General features: G+C 29.5%; 20 protein-coding genes. All 20 read left to right on the top strand.

The window, feature by feature from the left end:
* Window positions 1-5 precede the first annotated feature (5 nt).
* On the top strand, window positions 6-881 hold the full coding sequence (locus tag AC1RRQ_RS19985) for a glycosyltransferase family 2 protein (protein WP_493024760.1): 876 nt from the start codon (window positions 6-8) through the stop codon (window positions 879-881).
* A 3-nt stretch (window positions 882-884) separates the two neighbouring features.
* Complete coding sequence (locus tag AC1RRQ_RS19980; RefSeq protein WP_493024759.1) at window positions 885-2,015, top strand: glycosyltransferase family 4 protein; 1,131 nt, start codon at window positions 885-887, stop codon at window positions 2,013-2,015.
* 30 nt (window positions 2,016-2,045) lie between these two features.
* Complete coding sequence (locus AC1RRQ_RS19975) at window positions 2,046-2,906, top strand: glycosyltransferase (protein WP_493024758.1); 861 nt, start codon at window positions 2,046-2,048, stop codon at window positions 2,904-2,906.
* Entirely contained in the window at window positions 2,888-3,847 is a 960-nt protein-coding gene (locus tag AC1RRQ_RS19970) for a glycosyltransferase family 2 protein (RefSeq protein ID WP_493024757.1), read from the top strand. The genes AC1RRQ_RS19975 and AC1RRQ_RS19970 overlap by 19 nt, the downstream gene beginning before the upstream one ends.
* Complete coding sequence (locus AC1RRQ_RS19965) at window positions 3,826-4,713, top strand: glycosyltransferase family 2 protein (protein ID WP_493024756.1); 888 nt, start codon at window positions 3,826-3,828, stop codon at window positions 4,711-4,713. Before AC1RRQ_RS19970 ends, AC1RRQ_RS19965 begins: the two co-directional genes overlap by 22 nt.
* A gap of 7 nt (window positions 4,714-4,720) precedes the next feature.
* Window positions 4,721-5,599, top strand: a complete 879-nt coding sequence (locus AC1RRQ_RS19960) for a hypothetical protein (protein ID WP_493024755.1) — start codon at window positions 4,721-4,723, stop codon at window positions 5,597-5,599.
* Window positions 5,596-6,525 (top strand): glycosyltransferase family 2 protein, encoded by a 930-nt coding sequence (locus tag AC1RRQ_RS19955; RefSeq protein WP_493024754.1) that lies wholly within the window; start codon window positions 5,596-5,598, stop codon window positions 6,523-6,525. The genes AC1RRQ_RS19960 and AC1RRQ_RS19955 overlap by 4 nt, the downstream gene beginning before the upstream one ends.
* A gap of 44 nt (window positions 6,526-6,569) precedes the next feature.
* Window positions 6,570-7,601, top strand: a complete 1,032-nt coding sequence (locus AC1RRQ_RS19950; protein WP_493024753.1) for a glycosyltransferase — start codon at window positions 6,570-6,572, stop codon at window positions 7,599-7,601.
* Complete coding sequence (locus AC1RRQ_RS19945) at window positions 7,598-8,701, top strand: glycosyltransferase family 4 protein (RefSeq protein WP_493024752.1); 1,104 nt, start codon at window positions 7,598-7,600, stop codon at window positions 8,699-8,701. The genes AC1RRQ_RS19950 and AC1RRQ_RS19945 overlap by 4 nt, the downstream gene beginning before the upstream one ends.
* Window positions 8,698-9,369: an acylneuraminate cytidylyltransferase family protein gene (locus AC1RRQ_RS19940; protein ID WP_493024751.1), complete on the top strand. Its 672-nt coding sequence runs from the start codon at window positions 8,698-8,700 to the stop codon at window positions 9,367-9,369. The genes AC1RRQ_RS19945 and AC1RRQ_RS19940 overlap by 4 nt, the downstream gene beginning before the upstream one ends.
* Before the next feature lie 6 nt (window positions 9,370-9,375).
* Window positions 9,376-10,416: an N-acetylneuraminate synthase gene (neuB, locus tag AC1RRQ_RS19935; protein ID WP_493024750.1), complete on the top strand. Its 1,041-nt coding sequence runs from the start codon at window positions 9,376-9,378 to the stop codon at window positions 10,414-10,416.
* Window positions 10,409-11,542 (top strand): UDP-N-acetylglucosamine 2-epimerase, encoded by a 1,134-nt coding sequence (gene neuC, locus AC1RRQ_RS19930; protein ID WP_493024749.1) that lies wholly within the window; start codon window positions 10,409-10,411, stop codon window positions 11,540-11,542. Before neuB ends, neuC begins: the two co-directional genes overlap by 8 nt.
* A gap of 32 nt (window positions 11,543-11,574) precedes the next feature.
* Entirely contained in the window at window positions 11,575-13,008 is a 1,434-nt protein-coding gene (locus tag AC1RRQ_RS19925; RefSeq protein ID WP_493024748.1) for an MBOAT family O-acyltransferase, read from the top strand.
* Window positions 13,008-13,892, top strand: a complete 885-nt coding sequence (locus AC1RRQ_RS19920; RefSeq protein ID WP_493024747.1) for a hypothetical protein — start codon at window positions 13,008-13,010, stop codon at window positions 13,890-13,892. Before AC1RRQ_RS19925 ends, AC1RRQ_RS19920 begins: the two co-directional genes overlap by 1 nt.
* Window positions 13,893-15,299: a glycosyltransferase family protein gene (locus AC1RRQ_RS19915; protein ID WP_493024746.1), complete on the top strand. Its 1,407-nt coding sequence runs from the start codon at window positions 13,893-13,895 to the stop codon at window positions 15,297-15,299.
* Window positions 15,300-15,435: 136 nt separating this feature from the next.
* Window positions 15,436-16,581, top strand: coding sequence for a glycosyltransferase family 4 protein (locus AC1RRQ_RS19910; RefSeq protein ID WP_493024745.1), 1,146 nt, complete (start codon window positions 15,436-15,438; stop codon window positions 16,579-16,581).
* Window positions 16,582-16,604: 23 nt separating this feature from the next.
* The gene (locus AC1RRQ_RS19905) at window positions 16,605-17,159 is read left to right on the top strand and encodes a serine O-acetyltransferase (protein ID WP_493024744.1); all 555 of its coding nucleotides are present in this window, start codon (window positions 16,605-16,607) and stop codon (window positions 17,157-17,159) included.
* On the top strand, window positions 17,159-18,274 hold the full coding sequence (locus AC1RRQ_RS19900) for a glycosyltransferase (RefSeq protein WP_493024743.1): 1,116 nt from the start codon (window positions 17,159-17,161) through the stop codon (window positions 18,272-18,274). Before AC1RRQ_RS19905 ends, AC1RRQ_RS19900 begins: the two co-directional genes overlap by 1 nt.
* The gene (locus AC1RRQ_RS19895) at window positions 18,271-19,350 is read left to right on the top strand and encodes a glycosyltransferase (protein WP_493024742.1); all 1,080 of its coding nucleotides are present in this window, start codon (window positions 18,271-18,273) and stop codon (window positions 19,348-19,350) included. Before AC1RRQ_RS19900 ends, AC1RRQ_RS19895 begins: the two co-directional genes overlap by 4 nt.
* Complete coding sequence (locus AC1RRQ_RS19890; protein ID WP_493024741.1) at window positions 19,347-20,684, top strand: O-antigen ligase family protein; 1,338 nt, start codon at window positions 19,347-19,349, stop codon at window positions 20,682-20,684. Before AC1RRQ_RS19895 ends, AC1RRQ_RS19890 begins: the two co-directional genes overlap by 4 nt.
* Window positions 20,685-20,753 lie beyond the last annotated feature (69 nt).

Raw genomic sequence — 20,753 nt, 5'->3', positions numbered from 1 at the left:
GATCAATGTCAAGAAATATAAAGGTCAGCGTTTGCATGATAACCTATGGTCATGAAAAATTTATTGAAGAAGCAATAAATAGTGTGCTGATGCAAGAGGCTGATTTTGAAATCGAATTAATTATTTCTAATGATGCTTCTCCAGACAGAACTGACGAAATTGTTAAAACTGTTATACAAAACCACCCCAGAGGCAATTGGATTAAATATATAAAGCACGAGTCTAATTTAGGAATGATGCCAAATTCTATATTTGCTTTGAAAGCTTGTCAAGGCGAATTTATAGCGGGCTGTGAAGGCGATGATTATTGGGTTGATCCTTTGAAACTACAAAAGCAGGTTGATTTTCTGGAAAAAAATCCACAGTTTAGTTTGTGTTTTCATAATGCTATTTTGAAAAGTGGAGAAAATGAAAAAAAAATGCTTGGACAACTCGATAAACAAGAATTTGATACCAATGATATTTTAACCCAATGGTTTATTCCTAGTGCTTCAATTGTTTTTCGAAATTATCCGGATTTTATTTTTCCAGATTGGTATGTAAATTGCCAAAGCGGCGATATACCATTATTGTTACTGTTGTCCTTGAAAGGTAATTTAAAATATATAGATGAAACAATGTCTGTTTACAGACTTCATCCCGGTGGAATTTCAAATCAGCATAAAGACTATTCTAAAGTAATAGGCATGATATATATATATCAGTCTTTTAATTTTCATACTAATTTACAATTTAATAAAAAAATAAAAGAGGCTATTATTCTTGAAATTCAGTCTCATTTACCGGAAATACAAGAATTAAAACATTTGAGAAGATTAAGAAACACTTTTTTTAAAAGGACATTGAAAAGAATAAAAAGTAAAGTCAAAAAATATTTTTAGATAATGAAAAAGATACTATTTATTTCACATCAAAATTCATTATCAGGTGCCCCTCTTGTTTTATTGTATTTTATGCAATGGTTAAAACAAAATCATGCAAATTATCAAATTGATCTTTTGGTATTAAATGAAGGAAGACTTTCGGATGATTTTAAAAAGATTTCAAGAAACTATTATAGTTTTAGCAGCCTAGAGAATAAATTTATTTTACATAATCAAATTCCACCATCTTTTAAAGTAAGGATAGATAAAATATTAAAAAAAAGATTTTTAGATAAGGTCCGAAATAATAAATATGATATCATATACGCAAATACTGTTGCGACCTTACCTGTTGCCCGAGAATTAAAAGAAGGCTCAAAATCTGAATTAGTTATTCATGTACATGAATTAAGTACTGTAATTAATCAAATATTACCTGATTTCGAAAATTTGAAAAACTTCGGAGATAAATTTATCGCAGTTTCAGATTTAGTTAAAAATGAACTGACTGAAAAATGGGGTATTGAAAATCAGAAAATCAAAAAAATATATGAGTTTTCAAAAGTTGAGAAATTTGATCAGTTGCAAAAAAATATTTCTGAAGAATTTGTCGTATGTGGATGCGGATATGTAGATTGGAGGAAAGGCACAGATCTTTTTATTCAAGTTGCCCGATGTATTCAGAAGAAAAAATATAACAGGAAAGTAAAATTTGTCTGGATAGGAAAAGTTAGTTATAACGATCGATTAATTATTGAAGCTGATCTAAATAAAATGGGATTATCAGATTTTGTGGATTTTGTGGGAGAAGTACTTAATCCTCATGATTTTTTAAAGAATTGTGATGTCTTTTTATTGCCATCCAGAGAAGACCCTTTTCCTTTAGTATGTATAGAAGTCGGCATGTTAGGCAAACCCATTATTTGTTTTGAAAGAGCTACTGGAATATCTGAAATAGTAGCTACAGGAGGTGGCTTTGTGATACCTTATCTCGACGTAGATATAATGGCCGAAAAAGTAGATTATTACATACATAATCCACAAATTATGTATGAAGACGGACTTGTAAATCAGCGAAATTTTTCAAATTTTACACCAGATAAAATATCCCCGGAAATATTTGATTTTATATATGAAGACCAAATAATCTAGTTTTACCAATAAAATATAAAGTTTGATACAATGATCTCCATTATAATATGTTCAATAAGAGAATCGTATTTTGATTCTTTGAAAGCAAATATTCAAGAAACTATAGGATTTAGTGACTATGAAATTATAAAAATCGACAATCTTATCAATAAGCTGTCAATAACACAAGCCTATAATAAAGGTATAGAAAAATCAAAATTTGATTATCAGCTTTTTATTCATGAAGATATAATATTCCATACTTTAAATTGGGGTGAAATATTACTTTCAATATTTAGAGAAAATTGTCGAATTGGATTGATTGGTATTGCAGGAGCAAAGTATAAAAGTTTAGTTCCGAGTGCTTTTTGGCATACTGAAGAAAAAATGCTTAACATTAATTTGATACAGCATTATAAAAATAAAAAAACTAGTTTACTGTATAAAGGATTTGAAAATAAAAATCTGGAAGAAGTAGTTGTTATTGATGGAGTTTTTATAGCACTAAAAAAAAGTACAGGAGTAAAATTTAATGAAAATATTAAAGGTTTTCATTGTTACGATTTAGGAATAAGTATCGATACATTAGAAAAAAAACATCTAATTTATGTTACAAACCAGATTTTAATTGAACATTTTTCAATTGGTAATACTAATTTAAATTTTTTAAAAAGTGTTATCGATTTCCATAAATTATATAAGAAGAAATTGCCAAAGTATATAGATGCAAAAAATCGTTCTTTAGAACTTTTTGCCTTGAAGAGTTTTTTAAGTGTATGCCTAGAGAATAAATATGTGCCTTTTAAATTATGGATCTTCAATTTAATAAATAATCCTCTAGACAAATTAAATTATAGTTTTATAAAACTAGTTCTTAATAAAACAAAAAATAAATGCCAAAGGTTTCAATAATTATACCCAGTTATAATCACGCCACTTTTATTATTGATAGATTAGAAAGTATAGCAAATCAAATTTATACAAATTGGGAAGCCATAATTATCGATGATAATTCAACCGATGATAGTGTTAAAATCATAAATGACTTTTTAAACCAAAATCGAAATTTTAATGTAAAGCATTTTATAGTTAATGATGAAAATTCAGGAAGTGGTTATAAATCTTGGAAAAAAGGAATTGAATTAGCAGCGACCGAATTTATTTGGATTGCAGAAACAGATGATTATTCAGATTCTTATTTTCTAGAGGAAATGGTTAGGGTTTTAGAGAATAATCCACAAACAGTTTTAGCATTTTGCAACTCTAATTATGTTGACAGAAACAAAAAGTATTTATATGATAGTTCTAAAAGGATATCACGTTTAAAAGTAGATAAAGACGAATACAAAATATTTGACGACGAGATTTTACTAGATTCAATGCCGTTAAGTCCATTAATAACAAATGGGAGCAGTGTAGTTTTTAGAAAGCCTTCAAGTGTTATTCCAGAAGAAATATTTCAGCAGAAACAGTTATCGGATCTTTTTTTATGGACTTATTTGGCAAAAAATAAAAATTTTGGTTTTTTGAATAAGAATTTAAATTTCTTTAGAAGACATGAAGATTCTACTACAACAAAAAATCAGTTAACAAATCAAGAAAGATTATTTGATGAAATGATTTTTTATAGTAACTATTTTAAGCTTTCAAAAGAGAAAGTAAAAGCTATAATTTCTCATTTTGTGGAGATTTTTTTATTTTCAAAAAATTTAGGGTATATTTTTTCAAAGAATCCCTTAAATAAAATCGAAAGCTTAAATAAGATAGAGATTAGATGGTACTACACTAAATCAATTTGTCAAATCTTTATCAAAAAACTAATAAAATCTTTATGCCGAGTGTTTCAATCATAATTCCAACATACAATAGGGCAAAGTATTTAAATTTAACATTGCAAAGTATTGCTCAACAAACCTATCAGGATTTTGAAGTAATTGTTGTTGATGATGGTACTCCCGGTGATGAAAATGAAAGTATTTGTTCAGAATTTGAGAAAGTTCGTTATTTTAAAATTAAAAATAGTGGAGGACCTGCCAGTCCAAGAAATTTTGGTATTCAAAAAGCATCAGGAAAATACATCGCTTTTGTTGATGATGATGATTTATGGCAGCCTCAAAAATTAGATGTACAAGTTAAAATCTTAGATACTAATCCAGATTTTGGATTAGTTCACAGTTGTTGTGAAGTTATTGATGAGAACGGTGTTTTGCAAAATGAGATTGTTGGGAGGCCAAGAACTCCAGATGTTAAACATGGAGATGTTTCTTTACGAATGATAGGAAACTGGACGATAATGATGCCTACTTCTTTGCTTAGAAAAGAAGTTATTAAAAAAGTTGGTTTTTTTAATGAAAAAATGATTGCAGCGGGAGAAGATGCAGAATATTGGTCAAGATGTTCTTTTGAAACAAAATTTTATTATTTAGATGAACCTTTAGCCAGATATAGAATTCATGTAAATAATATATCTGCATCGAAAGAAAAATATCGAAAACTGCCCTATCATTTAAAAGAAGTTTTAGTAGCTAAAAGAAAAGAAAGAAAAATAACAAGGATTGCTTATAAAAGAATGATAAGTAAGATGTGTACAAATCAAATAAATTATATACGTGATCATTATAAATTAACACTAGCTATATTATTCGAATTAGATAGTTTTTGGTTTTTAAGATTTAAAAATTTCCAATGTCTCATTTATAATGTTTTTTTTAAAAAATAAATTACACATGTTTAAACTTACAGATATTAAGGTTGGCTATTTTGTCTCATATGATTACGAATACTTACTAACTTCAATTAAAACTCTTTATGATTATGTAGATCATATAGTCTTAGCCATAGATATTAATAGAAAAACCTGGAGTGGAAATAAATTTGATATACCAGAATCTTTTTTTGATTCAATAAAAAAGTATGATAAAAAAGGTATTATTGAATTTTATTTTGAAGATTTTTATGTTCCTAATTTGACTCCTATGCAATGCGAAGTAAGAGAACGTAACTTAGTATTAAAAAAATTGGGTAAAAGAGGCTGGAAAATTCAATTAGATGTAGATGAGTACATTTATGACTTTAAAAGCGTTAGCAATTTTCTAAAAAGAAATTGGATATTTAACGTTTTTCCACAATTAACCCCAATGCAATTTCGAGGCAAGTATATAACATTATTCAAAGAAACCCCAAAAGGTTTTTTATATATAGACAATAAAGAACGTTTTTCATTTATAACCAATGGTGTTGAAAACGAATGGGCTAGATTAGACACAAAAAAACCTAGTTTCTATTCTAATATTTCAGTAATACATCAATCGTGGGCAAGAAAAAATGAGGAAATAAAGCAGAAAATTAATAATTGGGGACATAGAGATGATTTTGATACATTATCTTACTATGATTTTTGGATGAAATTAAATGACGATAACTTTAAAGATTATAAAAATTTTCATCCTATGAATTCAAAAATGTGGGATGAGTTATATTTTTTAGAATCGGAAGATATACATGATTTCATTAAAAAATATTCAACATCTAATCCTCAACAAATTATAAAGCTTGATGTGTTTTTTTTGTATAATAAAATAAAAAACAAACTTTTTAAGAAATGATCACGGTTTTAATACCTTATTATAAAATAATTTTTTTTAAAGAAACGTTACTTTCACTTGCTGAGCAATCAGATAAAAGATTTCATGTATTTATATGTGATGATAACAGCAAAGACAGCCCAAAAGAATTATTAAAGGAATTCTATGGAAAATTTTCTTTTACGTATCATAAGTTTACTGAGAATTTGGGAGGTATTTCTTTAGTAAAACATTGGGAACGGTGCCTGGCTTTAGTAGAAAATCAGGAGTGGATTATGATTTTGGGCGATGATGATGTTTTGGAACCAAATGTAATACAGGGTTTTTATGATAACTTGGATGAAATTAATACATTAAACATTGATGTTGTCAGATTTTCGACATTAATAATTGATGATAACAGCAAAAAAATATCTGAAACCTTTGTGCATCCAAAAATTGAAAAGGCAACAGATTTTTTAATAAGAAAAACTAAAAATTTGACCAGAAGTTCGTTGAGCGAATATGTTTTTAGAAAAGAAAATTTTCTTAATTATTCATTCAAAGATTTTCCAAATGCATTATATTCTGATGATATTTTGATTTTAGAACATTCCTCTTTTGGTAATATATTTACAATAAACTCATCCGTAATGCAAATTAGGAGAAGTAAAGTAAATTTATCAGGAGGTTTAAAATTAACAAATAGACATGAAGCAATATTAAAATTTTATAAAACGTTACTTTTAGAATTTAGACAAAAAATTAATAGTCGTCAAATTGCTTATCTTGAAAGTAAATTAGAAAGAGAATTATTCAATCATAGAAAATCGAGTATATTAATTTTTCTAATTAAATATTACATCAAACATTTTCAACTTTTGAAACTATTTAGATTAATAATTTCAATCTTTGCCAAAATCCCTAAATTGATTTATTTAAAATTGACTTCAAATAAAAGTGTTTAATTATAATTAAGAAGAAATTTTTCTACACCTTTTTAAATAATAGTATGCGATTAGGATTTAATCCCAATAGAGATAAATTAAAAAAAGCAGATGATTTTTTTCATCATGTTGTCATTCCTGTTTACATACCAGATGCAGAAGGATATTTTAAAAATAGTTTTAAAATTTTAAAACTTTGCTTGGAATCATTATTTAAAACATGCCATCCTAAGACTTTTGTATCAATCGTAAACAATGGAAGCAGTAAGGAAGTTCAAAATTATTTGAATGAATTATTGATTCAAGGCAGTATACATGAGTTAATACATACTCATAATATTGGTAAACTAAATGCTGTTTTAAAAGGGTTCTCCGGACATGATTTTACATTTGTAACCGTTTCAGATTGTGATGTTCTTTTTTTAAACAACTGGCAGAAAGAAACGTACAATGTTTTTGAAAAATTTCCAAAAACAGGAGCTGTTTGTCCTACACCTTCTTCAAGATCACTTAAAAATCACACATCTAATATTTGGTTCGATTTATTACTATCAAAATCACTTCGTTTTACAAAAGTGAAAAACCCTGTTGCTTTAAAGGCATTTGCAGAAAGTGTAGGAAATCCGAATATGTATCATAATTGTCATCTGGAAAAATATCTCACTGTTGCTAATGGTGATTTTAGAGCGGTTGTGGGAGCAGGGCATTTTATTACGACATATAGAAAAGAAGTTTTTGAGAAAAGCGATATAAAATATTCAGGTTTTATGCTTGGAGGGGATAGTGAAAGCAAGTTATTAGATATTCCGGTAGTAAAAAAAGGAATGTGGAGACTTTCTACAGAAGATAATTTTGCTTACCATTTAGGAAACGTTGAAGAAAAATGGATGAATGAAGTTTTTAACGAAATAAAACCAAATGATTTTCTGCCTCAATCACCAATAATTTTAAAAAACATACGGTTTTCTAAAATAGCATTTTTTTTAAAATATAAATTGTTCTCAAAAATTATTTCGAGAAAAAAAATATGGATTTACTGCATCATTCTAAAAGGATTATCTAAAAAAGAAGCAATAAATTACACTCAAAAAACATGAACAATAGTGTAAAAGTCATTTTGATTTCTCAAGTACCATTGCCTTTTTTAAAAATTGGCAGCTGGACAACTTTATATAAAAACTATTTAGAAGATGATAACCAAATAGATTATATTGTATGCTGTAAGCCCGAAAAATTATTCGACGGGGTACAATACAGTTTTGTCAATTTAACGATTTGGAATAAAATCCAAAGCAAAATTTTAAAGAAGAAGAAAACAGAATATATTCAAGCCTTGGATAAACTAATTGTTCCTGGAGAAAAATATATAATTCAGATTGTCGATAATTACGGAATGGTTAAACCACTTCGTGATTATCTTGTTTTAAAAGGAATTTCACATAACTGTTATATACAGTTTTTTTATCATGGTTTTTTGCCATATCCACAATTGAATTCCGGTTCAAATTTTTACGGATTGATCAATGAACTAACCCTTTTAACTCAGGATAGTTATCAGAAACATGTAAAAAATATTGAGATTTTGCCTGATCATTTCTCTGTTCTTCATAATGGTATTGATACTGGAAAATTTAAGAAAGTTTCGGCATCTAGAAAAAAAGAATTAAAGCAGGAATTTGGACTTAATGATAAAAGAGTCTTTATTTGGTGCTCCCAAGATAAGCCGAAAAAAGGTTTAGATCTAATTTTAAAGGTTTGGAGAAACATTTATATAAAACAAAAAAACATTGTATTATTGGTGATTGGGTGTGATCCCAGAGAAGAAACGAGTGGAGTTGTTTTTTTAGGGAAAATACCAAACGATGAACTCCCAAAGTATTATCAGGCGTCAGATTGTTATCTTTTTCCAACCTTGTATCAGGAAGGCTTTGGATTGAGTTTAGTTGAAGCTTTACATTGTGGTAATTATTGTATTGCATCTGCCCTTGGAGGAGTTCCGGAAGTATTGCAATATGGAAAATTAGGAAAATTAGTAGAAGATCCTAATTCCATTTTGGAATGGGAGAATGCCATCAATGATTTTTTAAATGAAAACTTTGAGATTCCGGAGTTTTCATCAGAATTATATTCATCAAAAACATGGAATGTTGAAATGAATAAAATTATAGTCAATGCTAAAAACAGATTAATTCAATGAAAACGATTGCTATAATACCCGCTCGTGGAGGATCTAAACGCATTCCTGAAAAGAATATTCAACTTCTAGGAGAATTACCTTTATTAGCACATTCAATAAAATACGCAAAAGAAAATAACGAAATTATCGATGAAGTTTATGTTTCGACAGATAATGCTGAAATCAAAAATATAGCATTACAATATGGAGCTAAAATCATTGACAGGCCTGAATCTATTTCTGGAGATTTAGAACCAACAATTTCGGCCTTAAAACATACTTTAGAAATAATAAAGGATAAGGTTGATAATATAGTTTTATTGCAAGCTACAAATCCTTTACGCCCGGCAGGTTTATTGAAAGAAGCTTTTGAGAAATTTCAAAAAGAAAATTGGGATAGTTTATTTACTGTTTCCAGAAATCATCAAAAATTTGGAAAAATTACAGACAATAAATTTTTGCCATTTAATTATACTATTGGCCAAAGAAGCCAGGATTTAGAGCCTCTTTATTTTGAAAATGGATTATTATATATAACAAAAGCGTCTTTAATTCTCAATGATATAATTATTTCTGAAAATGCATTTCCATTCGAAGTAAATCATATTTTTGCACACGTTGATATCGATACTCCAGAAGACCTGGATTATGCAAAATATCTACATCAAAAAAATAACCCCCAAAGTTAAAACATAATGAATCCATACATAGAAATTGCAGGTCGCAAAATTGGACAAGATTTTCCACCCTTAGTTATTGCCGAAATAGGAATCAATCACGAAGGCTCTTTAAAAGTTGCCAAAGAAATGGTTGATGCAGCACATCGTGCAGGAGTTGAGGTTGTAAAACATCAAACACATATTGTTGAAGACGAAATGTCAGGCGCAGCAAAAAAAGTGATCCCGGGAAATGCAGATGTTTCTATTTATGAAATTATGGAACGATGCTCTTTGAACGAATCAGATGAGTTAGAATTAAAAAATTATGTAGAAAGTAAAGGCATGATTTTTATTTCAACGCCTTTTTCTCGTGCCGCTGCAAATCGTCTACAGAAATTTGATATCCCAGCTTATAAAATTGGTTCAGGAGAATGTAATAATTATCCTTTGTTAGAACATATTGCATCATTTGGGAAACCTGTAATTTTAAGTACAGGTATGAATACAATTGAAAGCGTTCAAAAAGCAGTTGCAGTTTTTGATAAACATAATATTCCAGTAGCTTTACTACACACCACAAATTTATACCCAACCCCAATTCATTTAGTTCGTTTTGGTGCAATGGTCGAGCTGCACAACGCTTTTCCGGATAAAGTTTTTGGATTAAGCGATCATACTTTAAATAATAATGCCTGTTTAGGAGCTGTTGCACTTGGTGCGAGTATTCTAGAAAGACATTTTACAGATTACATGCAGCGCACAGGTCCGGATATTATTTGCAGTATGGATGAAAAGGCGTGTGCAGAATTAATTACATCTAGTGCAGAAATTGCTTTAATGCGAGGCGGAACAAAAAAACCTGCTCTTGAAGAACAGGTAACGATAGATTTTGCTTTTGCTACTGTTTGTGCTATTAAACCAATCAAAAAAGGAGAAATAATATCAAAAGAAAATATTTGGGTTAAACGTCCTGGAACAGGTAAAATTTTAGCAGAACATTTTGATAGTTTGATTGGTAAAACAGCTTCAAGAGATATTGAAAATGACGAACAATTAGATTTTACTGATTTTGAGTGATTCTTTAAAAAAAATAGTATTCCTTACCGGAACTCGTGCAGATTTCGGAAAAATAAAATCATTAATTCAAACTCTTGAAGAACAACAAGATTTTGAAGCTTTTGTTTTTGTTACCGGTATGCATCTGCAGGAAATTTATGGATATACACTAATAGAAATAGAACGTTGTAATTTTACAAATGTTTTTACATTCGAAAATCATACTCACGAAACTACAATGGATCTTACATTGGCCAAAACCATTGAAGGGTTGTCAAATTATTGTAAAACTATAAATCCTGATATGATTGTGGTTCATGGTGATAGAGTCGAAACACTTGCGGGCGCTATCGTAGGATCTTTAAACAACATTTTGGTAGCTCATATAGAAGGAGGTGAAGTTTCAGGAACTGTAGATGAATTAATTCGTCATAGTGTTAGTAAACTAAGTCACATACATTTTGTTTCTAATAAGCAGGCTGCAAAGAGATTACTTCAAATGGGAGAGGTAAAAGAATCTATTTTTACTATTGGCTCGCCAGATATAGATATTATGTTTTCTAATAATCTGCCTGCGCTTGAAACAGCAAAGAAATATTATGTAATTCCATTTGATGATTATGCACTTGTAATGTTTCATCCTGTTACGACAGAGTTTCATTCTATGAAACAATATGCAATTGATTTTGTAGATTGTTTACTCGAAGACAATCATAATTACATTGTAGTTTTTCCTAATAATGATTTGGGAAGCCAATATATTATTGACGAGTTTAAAAGATTAGAAGGAAATACAAGATTTAGAATTTTTCCATCACTTCGATTTGAGTATTTTTTAACATTATTAAAAAATAGCCAGTTTATAATTGGTAATAGCAGTGCCGGAATTCGCGAAGCTCCTTATTACGGAATTCCAATTATAAATATTGGAACCCGCCAGCAAAACAGAGCAATTCATGCAGATATAATTAATACTGATTATTCGAAAAAAGATATAAAAGAATCACTTTCTAAAATCGATTCTCACAAAGTTCAAATTTCTGATAATGATTTTGGAGAAGGAAATAGTAACGAATTGTTTTTACAATCATTAAAGAAAAACGATATTTGGCGCCTCAACCATCAAAAACAATTTAGAGATATATAATTTTGTTTTTGCTAATACCACTTTAAGTACCTATGTTTTTTAATTCTATAGCATTTGCTATTTTTCTGCCAATCGTTTTTTTTCTGTATTGGTTTGTTTTCAATAAAAACAAAAGCACACAAAATGCTTTATTAATCGCAGCGAGTTATTACTTTTATTCTTGTTGGGATTGGAGATTTCTATTCTTATTAGTTTTTTCAACTTTTTTAGATTACTACACAGGAATCCAAATAGAAAAAGGAAAATCGGAGAAAAGCCGAAAATTTTGGTTTTGGTTAAGTATTCTGGTAAATCTGGGTTTTCTTGGGATATTCAAGTATTATAACTTTTTTGCTGCCTCTTTCACAGAACTACTAAACTCTGCAGGACTAAAAGCAAGTCCTATTTTAATAGACGTAATACTGCCTGTAGGAATTTCATTCTATACTTTCCACGGACTTTCTTATGTAATCGATATTTATTTTAAAAGAATAAAAGCTGAATACAATTTTGTCGATTATTCTTTATTTGTTAGCTACTTTCCGCTTTTAGTTGCAGGTCCAATCGAGCGTGCAACACATTTATTACCGCAGGTTAAAGTTAAGCGTGAGTTTAACTTTCAAATGGCAAAAGAAGGAATATATCAAATTATTTGGGGACTAGTAAAAAAAGTAGTTATTGCAGACACTTGTGCAGCTTATGCAAATGCAATTTTTGATAATTACACTTCAATGAACTCTTTCTCATTAATCATGGGAGCGGTATATTTTGCTTTTCAGATTTACGGAGATTTTTCAGGATATTCAGATATAGCACTTGGGGTATCAAAACTCTTTGGTCTGGATTTACTAAGAAACTTCAATTACCCGTATTTTTCAAGAGACATAGCCGAATTTTGGCGTCGTTGGCACATATCACTTTCATCTTGGTTCCGAGATTATTTATATATTCCGCTTGGAGGAAGTAAAGGCGGACTTTGGATGAAGATTAGAAATACATTTATCATTTTTATAGTCAGCGGATTTTGGCATGGAGCCAATTGGACCTATATAGCCTGGGGATTTATCAATGCAGTTTACTTTCTTCCTCTGCTTTTGGCAAAAAGCAACAGAAACAACATAGACGAGATAGTACTGAAACGAAATTTTGATTCAGTAAAAGTTCTTTTAAATATTTTGTCAACTTTCATTATAACGTGTATTGCCTGGGTATTTTTTAGGGCGAAAACTATTACTGATGCTATTTTATATTTAAAACGCATTATCACCAGTAAAGATTTTAGTTTTCAGTATCTGGACAATGAGCGATACAATTATGAATTACTGCTTCTGATTGGATTATTTGTTTTAGTTGAATGGAATAATCGCAGCAAAATAGAACCGCTTTCCGGAAAATGGAGCACACTAAAAATAGCTTTGGCAATTTTAGCCATTATGGCTTTTGGAACCTTTTCTGATTATAAAGAATTTATATATTTTCAATTTTAATGAAGAAATTTTTAATTTATATAGCTAAGATTATTCTAGTAATTGTTTTGTTAGCATTTTTATTAGATGGATTATATACTTATATTTTTAGGCATTCTAATAATAGAGGGAAAATTGAAAAAGTTTTTAATTCAAAAGCTCAAAAATTCGACGTAGTTATTTTAGGATCTTCTAGAGCAAATAATCATTTTGTAGCGCAAATGTTTGAAGATAAAGGATTAAAAACATTTAATTATGGAATGAGCGGAGGGCACTTATTTGAAGCTTCTCTAATGTTGAAATTAATGATCGAAAGAAAATATCAAATTAAAAACGTGATTCTCGAAGCCGATTTGAATTTGTCTAATGAACATCAGGCAGAAGGTATTGCTGCTTTATTTCTGCCTTACATTCACAATTCCAAAATAATTAAAGAACATTTTGAGGAAGAAAAGGATTTTGCCGAATTGTATTATTTACCTTTTTACAGATATATCAAATACGATAATAAAATTGGTTTTAGAGAAACACTATTTGCAGCATTTCAGAAAAAGACAAATTCATTAGACAATTTAGGTTACTATCCTTTGGAAAAGCATAAAAATGCAAATATGAAAAATGATATTGTCAATTTAAATCCCTTGCCGCACAATAAGTATTATGAAGAAATTAAAAATCTTTGTAAAGCCAATCATATCAATTTTATAGCATTAATGACACCAATGTGTGAAAATACTAAAGGGATGAATTACTTCGATAAAGTAAAAAAAGCCTATCCAGAAATTCATAATTATGAAAATGTAGTTATAGAAGATAAATACTTTGCATCTTGCGGACACATGAATGATGCGGGAGCTAGAATTTTTACAGCTAAAATATTAAATGACTTTTTTTCTAAAAACTAAATGAAAAAAGAGAAAGTATTATTGTTTTTTCCAGACGGAGTTGGAATTAGAAATTATCTCTATTCTAACGTATTCAATAATTCAAAACAAGATTTAGTTTTGTTTCATAACTTTGATCCTGAAACTATAACGGCTATTAAGCAATATACTCATTTTGATGAAGAAATTACAATTCCTGGTTACAAGGAATCTGTAAAAGAAAAGTTTTTGAGAGAATTGATTTGTCTTTCTAGATTAAGATATAATAATTCGAAAGTCAACAATCCTTCTTTATTGAATAATTGGAATTGGAATCAAAAAACAATTCCTAATAAAATCTTTTATAAAACGATCGAAGTTTTAAGCCTGCTTTTTAAAAGCTATTCCAGTATTTTAAAATTAGAAAAAAAATATCAGAAAGCGATTAGACAAAACTCTTTTTATGTTCAGGTTAAAGATCTTATAAAGAAAACAGACCCTAAAGCTATCTTTTGTTCACATCAAAGAGCTTTAAAAGCAGCGACAATATTTGCTGCTGCTGCAGATCTGGGGATTCCTTCATCAACGGTAGTTTATTCCTGGGATAATTTGCCTAAAGCACGTTTAGCTTTACGAGCAGATAATTATTTGGTTTGGTCAGATTATATGAAAGAGGAACTGAAATTATATTATCCTGAGATTTCTTCAGATCAGATTCAAGTTACGGGAACACCACAATTTGAATTTTATAAGGAACAGCAAAATATAATTGAAAAAGATGTTTTTTTCAAAAGATATAATCTGGATCTAAATAAAAAAATAATCTGTTTTTCCGGAGACGACGTTAAAACATCTCCAGATGATCCAAGTTATCTAAAAGATATTGCCGAGGAAATTTTAAAAGCAAATTTACAAGACGAATATCAAATAGTATTAAGAAGATGTCCTGTTGATTTTTCTGGAAGATTTGATGCAGTTATCAATAAGTATAAAGATTTAATTAAAGAAACTGTTCCATTATGGTATTTTAATACTTCAAAAGAATGGAACTCTATTTACCCTTCTTTTGATGATGTTAAATTACTGGTAAGTACTGTTTTTTATTCAGAAATTGTAGTAAATGTTGGTTCAACTATGGCTTTTGATTTCGGAATGTTTAATAAACCATGTGTGTTTATTAATTATGACCAACAGAATCAAACAAATAAAAATTGGTCAGTAAAAACAATTTATCAGTTCCAGCATTTTAAAAGCATGCCAAACCATAACGCTGTAATTTGGCTTAATAGCAAAGAAGAAATTATAAGTAAGATCATAAATAAAGAAGATGCGCATTCAATGGAAAATCTCAAAGAATGGTTTGAGGTTATAAACGGAAACAATGCCAATACCGCATCATCTAAAATTGCAAAAGTTTTAGGGAATAAAATAGATGCAATAATAATATGATAAAAATAAGCATACACCTGAAAAGATTGATGTCTTAAATGCTATTAGCTGGTGGAATTGGTTTGAAGAAAAAATTAAATTTAATATAAATGATTTCTATCTGCCAATTGAAACTTTTATCCAAAAACATACATAAATGCATATATGTTTCTTAACAAATGAATTTCCAAAAGAAGGTTTTCCGCATGGAGGAATAGGCAGTTTTGTAAAAACGGCCGCAACTGCATTGGCGAAAAAGGGAATAAAGGTATCTGTTGTTGGAATAAACTATGAAGCAAAAGAGGAAATTGAGATCATAGAAGCCGTAAAAGTTTACAGATTAAAAAAGAGTACAACAAAAGGAATTTCATGGTATTTAAATTCCAATAAAATCAATAATAAAATTAAGGAAATCCATAAAAGAGACCCAATAGATATTGTTGAAGCTTCGGAACTTGGATTCGCTTTTATCAATAAACTAAAAAGCATTAAATATATCATACGTTTACACGGAGGACACCATTTTTTTGCTGAAGGAGAAAACAGAAAGATCAATAAATGGAAAGGATTTCAGGAAAAAAGATCTTTTAGCAAAGCTGATGCTTTTATTGCAGTTTCTCAATATGTTAAAAATCATACAGAGAAATATCTAAGTTATCATAATAAACCCATAGCATATATAAGCAGCCCTATCGATACCCATTTTTTTAAACCAATAATCAATAAAGGATCTGAAAATAAAATTGTTTTTGCCGGAACCGTCTGCGAAAAAAAAGGAATACGCCAATTGATTCAGGCTTTTCCGTATGTTAAAAAAGAATTTCCAGATGCCACATTAGAAATTTATGGAAGAGATTGGTTCTTTGCTGATGGAAGGTCTTATATTGAAATGCTTAAAGAAAAAGTATTGCCTCAATTAGGGCAAATCGTAAAAGACATTCACTTTCATGGAAGCATTTCTTATACCAATATACCATTAGCATATTCACAAGCTTCGGTTTGTGTTTTCCCTTCGCATATGGAAACTCAAGGACTGGTAGCACCAGAAGCTATGGCAATGGCAAAACCAGTAGTCTTTACAAAATTAGGGCCGGGTCCCGAGGCAATAAAAGAGTATGAGACAGGATTGTTATGCGATCCTCATAACCCTCAAGATATTGCAGCAAAAATTATCTGGGTTCTTTCTAATAAAGAACAAGCAGAAGTAATTGGTAAAACGGCAAGAGAATTCGCTATTCAAAAATATGGATTAAATGCTATTGTAGATCAAAATAGAGCTTTTTATCAATTACAAATTAAATAAAAAAACTAAAGAAAATCGTTTGTATGAATTTATTTCAACTCATAAAATCAGATTATAAGAAATATAAAAAATATGGAGGCAGCTTCTTTGGAATCATATTTTTAACACAAGGATTTTGGGCTGTTTTTCAATATAGAATCGCTCATTTTATTTATTCAAAAATAAAATGGCAGCCATTTAGGTTTTTAGGATTGTTTATTATTCTTGTCAATCAGAAAATCATTGAAATTATTACCGGAATTTCAATTTCAGCCGCTTCAAAAATTGGAGATTCATTTTATATAGGTCATTTTGGAGGTATTGTTATTCATCCTGGCGCTGTAATAGGAAATAATTGCAATATCTCGCAAGGAGTAACAATAGGAGTGTCAGGTCGTGGCGAAAAAAGAGGCGTTCCTGTAATTGGTAATGAAGTTTATATTGGTGCTAATACCGTTGTGGCTGGAAATATTATTATAGGAAATGGAGTTTTAATTGGAGCTTGTTCCATGGTCAATAATTCAGTTGAAGATAATTCAGTAGTTCTTGGAGTTCCTGCAGTTATATTGTCCTACAAAGGATCTAAAGGTTACATTTAATGAAGCTAGTAATTATTTCATCGGCTCCATTACTATTTAGAGAAGGGAAAGCTTATGCTTACAGCCCTTATGTGAAAGAAATAGTAATTTGGGAAAAATATACAGAAGAGATTGTTTTTTGCTGTCCAATATGGGAAAATCAAAAAAAATTATTAATCGATGAAATTCCGTTCGAATTTAGCAAACATCATAAATTAATTGATTTTAACTTAAACAGTGTTAGAAATATTAGTAAAAGTTTTTTTTGCTCTATTTTTAATTTGCTGGTTATTTTTAAAGCGATGTATAGTGCAGATCATATACATTTAAGATGCCCTGGAAACATAGGTTTATTAGGGTGTTTTGTTCAGGTTTTTTTTCCAAAGAAAATAAAAACGGCAAAGTATGCCGGAAATTGGGATCCTCAAAGCAAGCAGCCTTGGACTTACAAATTGCAAAAAAGAATTTTAAGTAATACTTTTTTAACTAAAAACATGACAGTTTTAGTTTATGGAGATTGGAAAAATCAAACCAAAAATATTAAGCCTTTTTTTACTGCAACATATTCAGAAAATGAAAAAAATGCCATTGAAAAGCCATTTTTAAATTCAGTAATCGAATTTGTTTTTGTTGGAAGTTTAGTTTCGGGTAAATCTCCTCTTTATGCGATTAAATTAGTTGAAGAATTAATTAAAAAAGGGCATAATAGTGTTTTAAATTTATATGGCGATGGTGTCGAAAGAGACTCTTTAGAACAATATATAAAAGAGAATAGGTTAGAGAATAATATTTTCTTAAAGGGAAATCAAAATAAAGAAACATTAAAAAAGGCATATCAAAAAAGTCATTTCGTAATCTTGCCTTCTAAAAGTGAAGGCTGGCCAAAAGCAATTGCAGAAGGAATGTTTTGGGGCTGTGTTCCCATATCTACAAAAGTTTCCTGCGTTCCTTATATGCTTGATTATGAAAAAAGAGGGATATTAATTGATATGGATCTACAAAAAGATGTGTCAAAAATAGTAGATTGTTTAAAAGAAAATCGGTTTTTAGAAACTAGTAAATCTGCTGCTGCTTGGTCTCAGGATTATACAATAGAAATTTTCGAATCTGAAATTAAAAAACTTTTAATTAAATGAGAGTACTGCAATTAATAGATTCCTTAGAAGCCGGAGGTGCCGAACGAATGGCTGTAAGTTATGCAAACTCATTGTCTAAAAAAATCGCTTTTTCAGGTTTAATTGCTACCAGAAAAGAAGGTCAGCTGTTGGATCAAATTAGCGAAAGTGTTTCGTATTTGTGTTTAAACAAAAAGAAAAAAATTGATACCAAAGCGATCTTTAAATTGAGACAATACATAGTCAAAAATAAAGTTGATATTATTCACGCTCATAGTTCTTCTTTTTTTATTGCTGTTTTGGTTAAGTTGACTTTGCCAAAAGTTAAGATTATATGGCACGAACATTATGGAACCCGGGTTAAAGAATCACGAAAAGAAAATAAAGTTTTGTTTTTTTTCTCCCTTCTTTTTACCTCCATTTTTGTAGTCAATTATCAATTAAAAGACTGGAGCGAAAAGAATTTGCTTTGCAAAAAAGTAGTTTTTATACCTAATTTTACCATTGATAAAAAAGACAATACCCAAATCACAAATTTGAAAGGAGAAGAAGGCAAGCGAATTGTTTTTTTGGCAAACCTAAAAAAACCTAAAAACCATATTGCAGTACTTAAAGCCTTTTTTGATTTAAAATTGCATGATTCAGATTGGAGTCTTCATTTAATTGGAAAAGATTTTTTAGATTCTTATTCGAAGGCATTAAAAGATTTTATAAAATTAAATTCATTAGAAAATCATATACATTTGTACGGAGAAAGGAAAGATATCCATTATATTTTATCGCAATCCTCAATTGGGGTTTTAGCTTCAACGGAAGAAGGATTTCCTGTTACGTTGTTAGAATATGCTATGAGTAATTTAAGTGTAGTTTCTACTAACGTGGGTTTTTGTTCTGAAATTATTCAAAATGAAATTAATGGATTATTATTTGATCCTCTAAATGATGTAGAGTTGAAAAAACAATTGCAAAAAATGACGAGTGATGAAGTATTTAGAAAAAAAGCATCAAGTAGTTTTAAAGCATTTGTCAGCGAGAATTACTCCGAAGAAATTGTAACTGAAAAATTAGTTGAAGAATATAAAAAAATAAAGCAATGAAAAAAATCATTTCATATGGTTCTCTAATTTTCATTCATGCAGTAATTGCTTTCATAGTTTTTGCAATACCATTTTTATCAAAAATTTATGCTCTTGTAATTCCTGTAGTAGGTCTTTACATAGTTATCCGCAATAAAGACCAAAATAACGAAGTACTTTTAGTAAGTGCTTATTTGGTTGGTGTAGAAGTTTTTTTAAGAATGACCGGTGGTAATTTTAATAATGAATATGTAAAATTTTGCATTATTATATTTATGTTACTAGGAATGCTTTATAGAAATTTCTCAATAGGAGCATTAATATATGCAGTATTTCTGCTTCTATTAATTCCAGGAATTTTAGTGGCTGTCACAACTTCCCATTTTGAGGCAGATATAAAAAAAGCTTTAGTGTTTAATTTATCGGGACCATTTTGTTTGGGTATTTCTGCCATCTATATGTATAAAAAAAGAATCTTATTTACAGATTTGCAGAATATTGTAAAAGTTATGGGACTGCCAATAGTTTCAACTGTAGTTTATCTTTTTCTTTATAATCCTAGTATAAAAGACGTGGTGACGGGCACTAGCTCTAATTTTGCAACTTCCGGTGGGTTTGGACCAAATCAGGTTTCAACAATCTTAGGATTAGGAATATTCATTTTCTTTTCACAATTAGTTTTATCCTCCAAATCTAAAGTATTGATTCTTATAAATGGGGTTCTTTTGATTTTTGTGAGTTATCGAGGAGTTGCCACTTTTTCCAGAGGAGGAGTTATAACGGGAATTGTTATGATTGCGTGCTTACTCTTTGTATTGTATTATTTTTCTAATTCAAGAGGAAAGACAAAAGTAAGTCTAGTCTTCGTTTTATTGAGTTTTTTAGGAATTGGAATTTGGGCATACACTTCTTCACAAACAAAAGGGCTAATTGAAAAAAGATATGCTAATCAAGATGCAAAAGGGAGAGTCAAAAATGATCGTTTGGGAGGAAGAGAAGCTATTATTGATGCAGATTATGAATTGTTTCTAAATAATCCTATTATGGGAATAGGTACGGGAATGGGAAAAGAATTAAGAAAAGAGGCATTAGGAGGACAAGAGGCCGCTTCTCATAATGAAATTTCAAGGATGTTTAGCGAGCACGGTTTGTTTGGTATTTTTGGACTATTAATTTTATTTATAACTCCTTTTGCATTATATATCAATAACAGGCAGCACTTGTATTTTTTATCTTTCTTTGTATTTTGGCTCCTTACAATAAATCATGCCGCTATGCGAATAGCAGCACCTGCGTTTGTTTATGCATTATGCCTGCTTTCTGTTCAGGTAAAAATTCCTGAAAAAACAGATTAGCCTATTAGGTAAATTGTTTTTTTATAATACATTTGCCTCCAATTAAAGCCCTTTAATCTACCTAATTAT

This window comes from Flavobacterium sp. GW821-FHT12A05 (assembly GCF_058807735.1).
Note: the sequence above shows the minus strand (reverse complement) of the source record. Positions and strands in the feature narration are given on the sequence as shown.

Coding starts and splice junctions, on each gene's coding strand:
- AC1RRQ_RS19965 (WP_493024756.1), top strand. CDS start 3,826: ATGCCGAGTGTTTCAATCATAATTCCAACATACAATAGGGCAAAGTAT.
- AC1RRQ_RS19900 (WP_493024743.1), top strand. CDS start 17,159: ATGAAGCTAGTAATTATTTCATCGGCTCCATTACTATTTAGAGAAGGG.
- AC1RRQ_RS19960 (WP_493024755.1), top strand. CDS start 4,721: ATGTTTAAACTTACAGATATTAAGGTTGGCTATTTTGTCTCATATGAT.
- neuB (WP_493024750.1), top strand. CDS start 9,376: ATGAATCCATACATAGAAATTGCAGGTCGCAAAATTGGACAAGATTTT.
- AC1RRQ_RS19955 (WP_493024754.1), top strand. CDS start 5,596: ATGATCACGGTTTTAATACCTTATTATAAAATAATTTTTTTTAAAGAA.
- AC1RRQ_RS19970 (WP_493024757.1), top strand. CDS start 2,888: ATGCCAAAGGTTTCAATAATTATACCCAGTTATAATCACGCCACTTTT.
- AC1RRQ_RS19890 (WP_493024741.1), top strand. CDS start 19,347: ATGAAAAAAATCATTTCATATGGTTCTCTAATTTTCATTCATGCAGTA.
- AC1RRQ_RS19910 (WP_493024745.1), top strand. CDS start 15,436: ATGCATATATGTTTCTTAACAAATGAATTTCCAAAAGAAGGTTTTCCG.
- AC1RRQ_RS19980 (WP_493024759.1), top strand. CDS start 885: ATGAAAAAGATACTATTTATTTCACATCAAAATTCATTATCAGGTGCC.
- AC1RRQ_RS19940 (WP_493024751.1), top strand. CDS start 8,698: ATGAAAACGATTGCTATAATACCCGCTCGTGGAGGATCTAAACGCATT.
- AC1RRQ_RS19985 (WP_493024760.1), top strand. CDS start 6: ATGTCAAGAAATATAAAGGTCAGCGTTTGCATGATAACCTATGGTCAT.
- AC1RRQ_RS19915 (WP_493024746.1), top strand. CDS start 13,893: ATGAAAAAAGAGAAAGTATTATTGTTTTTTCCAGACGGAGTTGGAATT.
- AC1RRQ_RS19975 (WP_493024758.1), top strand. CDS start 2,046: ATGATCTCCATTATAATATGTTCAATAAGAGAATCGTATTTTGATTCT.
- AC1RRQ_RS19905 (WP_493024744.1), top strand. CDS start 16,605: ATGAATTTATTTCAACTCATAAAATCAGATTATAAGAAATATAAAAAA.
- AC1RRQ_RS19920 (WP_493024747.1), top strand. CDS start 13,008: ATGAAGAAATTTTTAATTTATATAGCTAAGATTATTCTAGTAATTGTT.
- AC1RRQ_RS19895 (WP_493024742.1), top strand. CDS start 18,271: ATGAGAGTACTGCAATTAATAGATTCCTTAGAAGCCGGAGGTGCCGAA.
- AC1RRQ_RS19925 (WP_493024748.1), top strand. CDS start 11,575: ATGTTTTTTAATTCTATAGCATTTGCTATTTTTCTGCCAATCGTTTTT.
- AC1RRQ_RS19945 (WP_493024752.1), top strand. CDS start 7,598: ATGAACAATAGTGTAAAAGTCATTTTGATTTCTCAAGTACCATTGCCT.
- AC1RRQ_RS19950 (WP_493024753.1), top strand. CDS start 6,570: ATGCGATTAGGATTTAATCCCAATAGAGATAAATTAAAAAAAGCAGAT.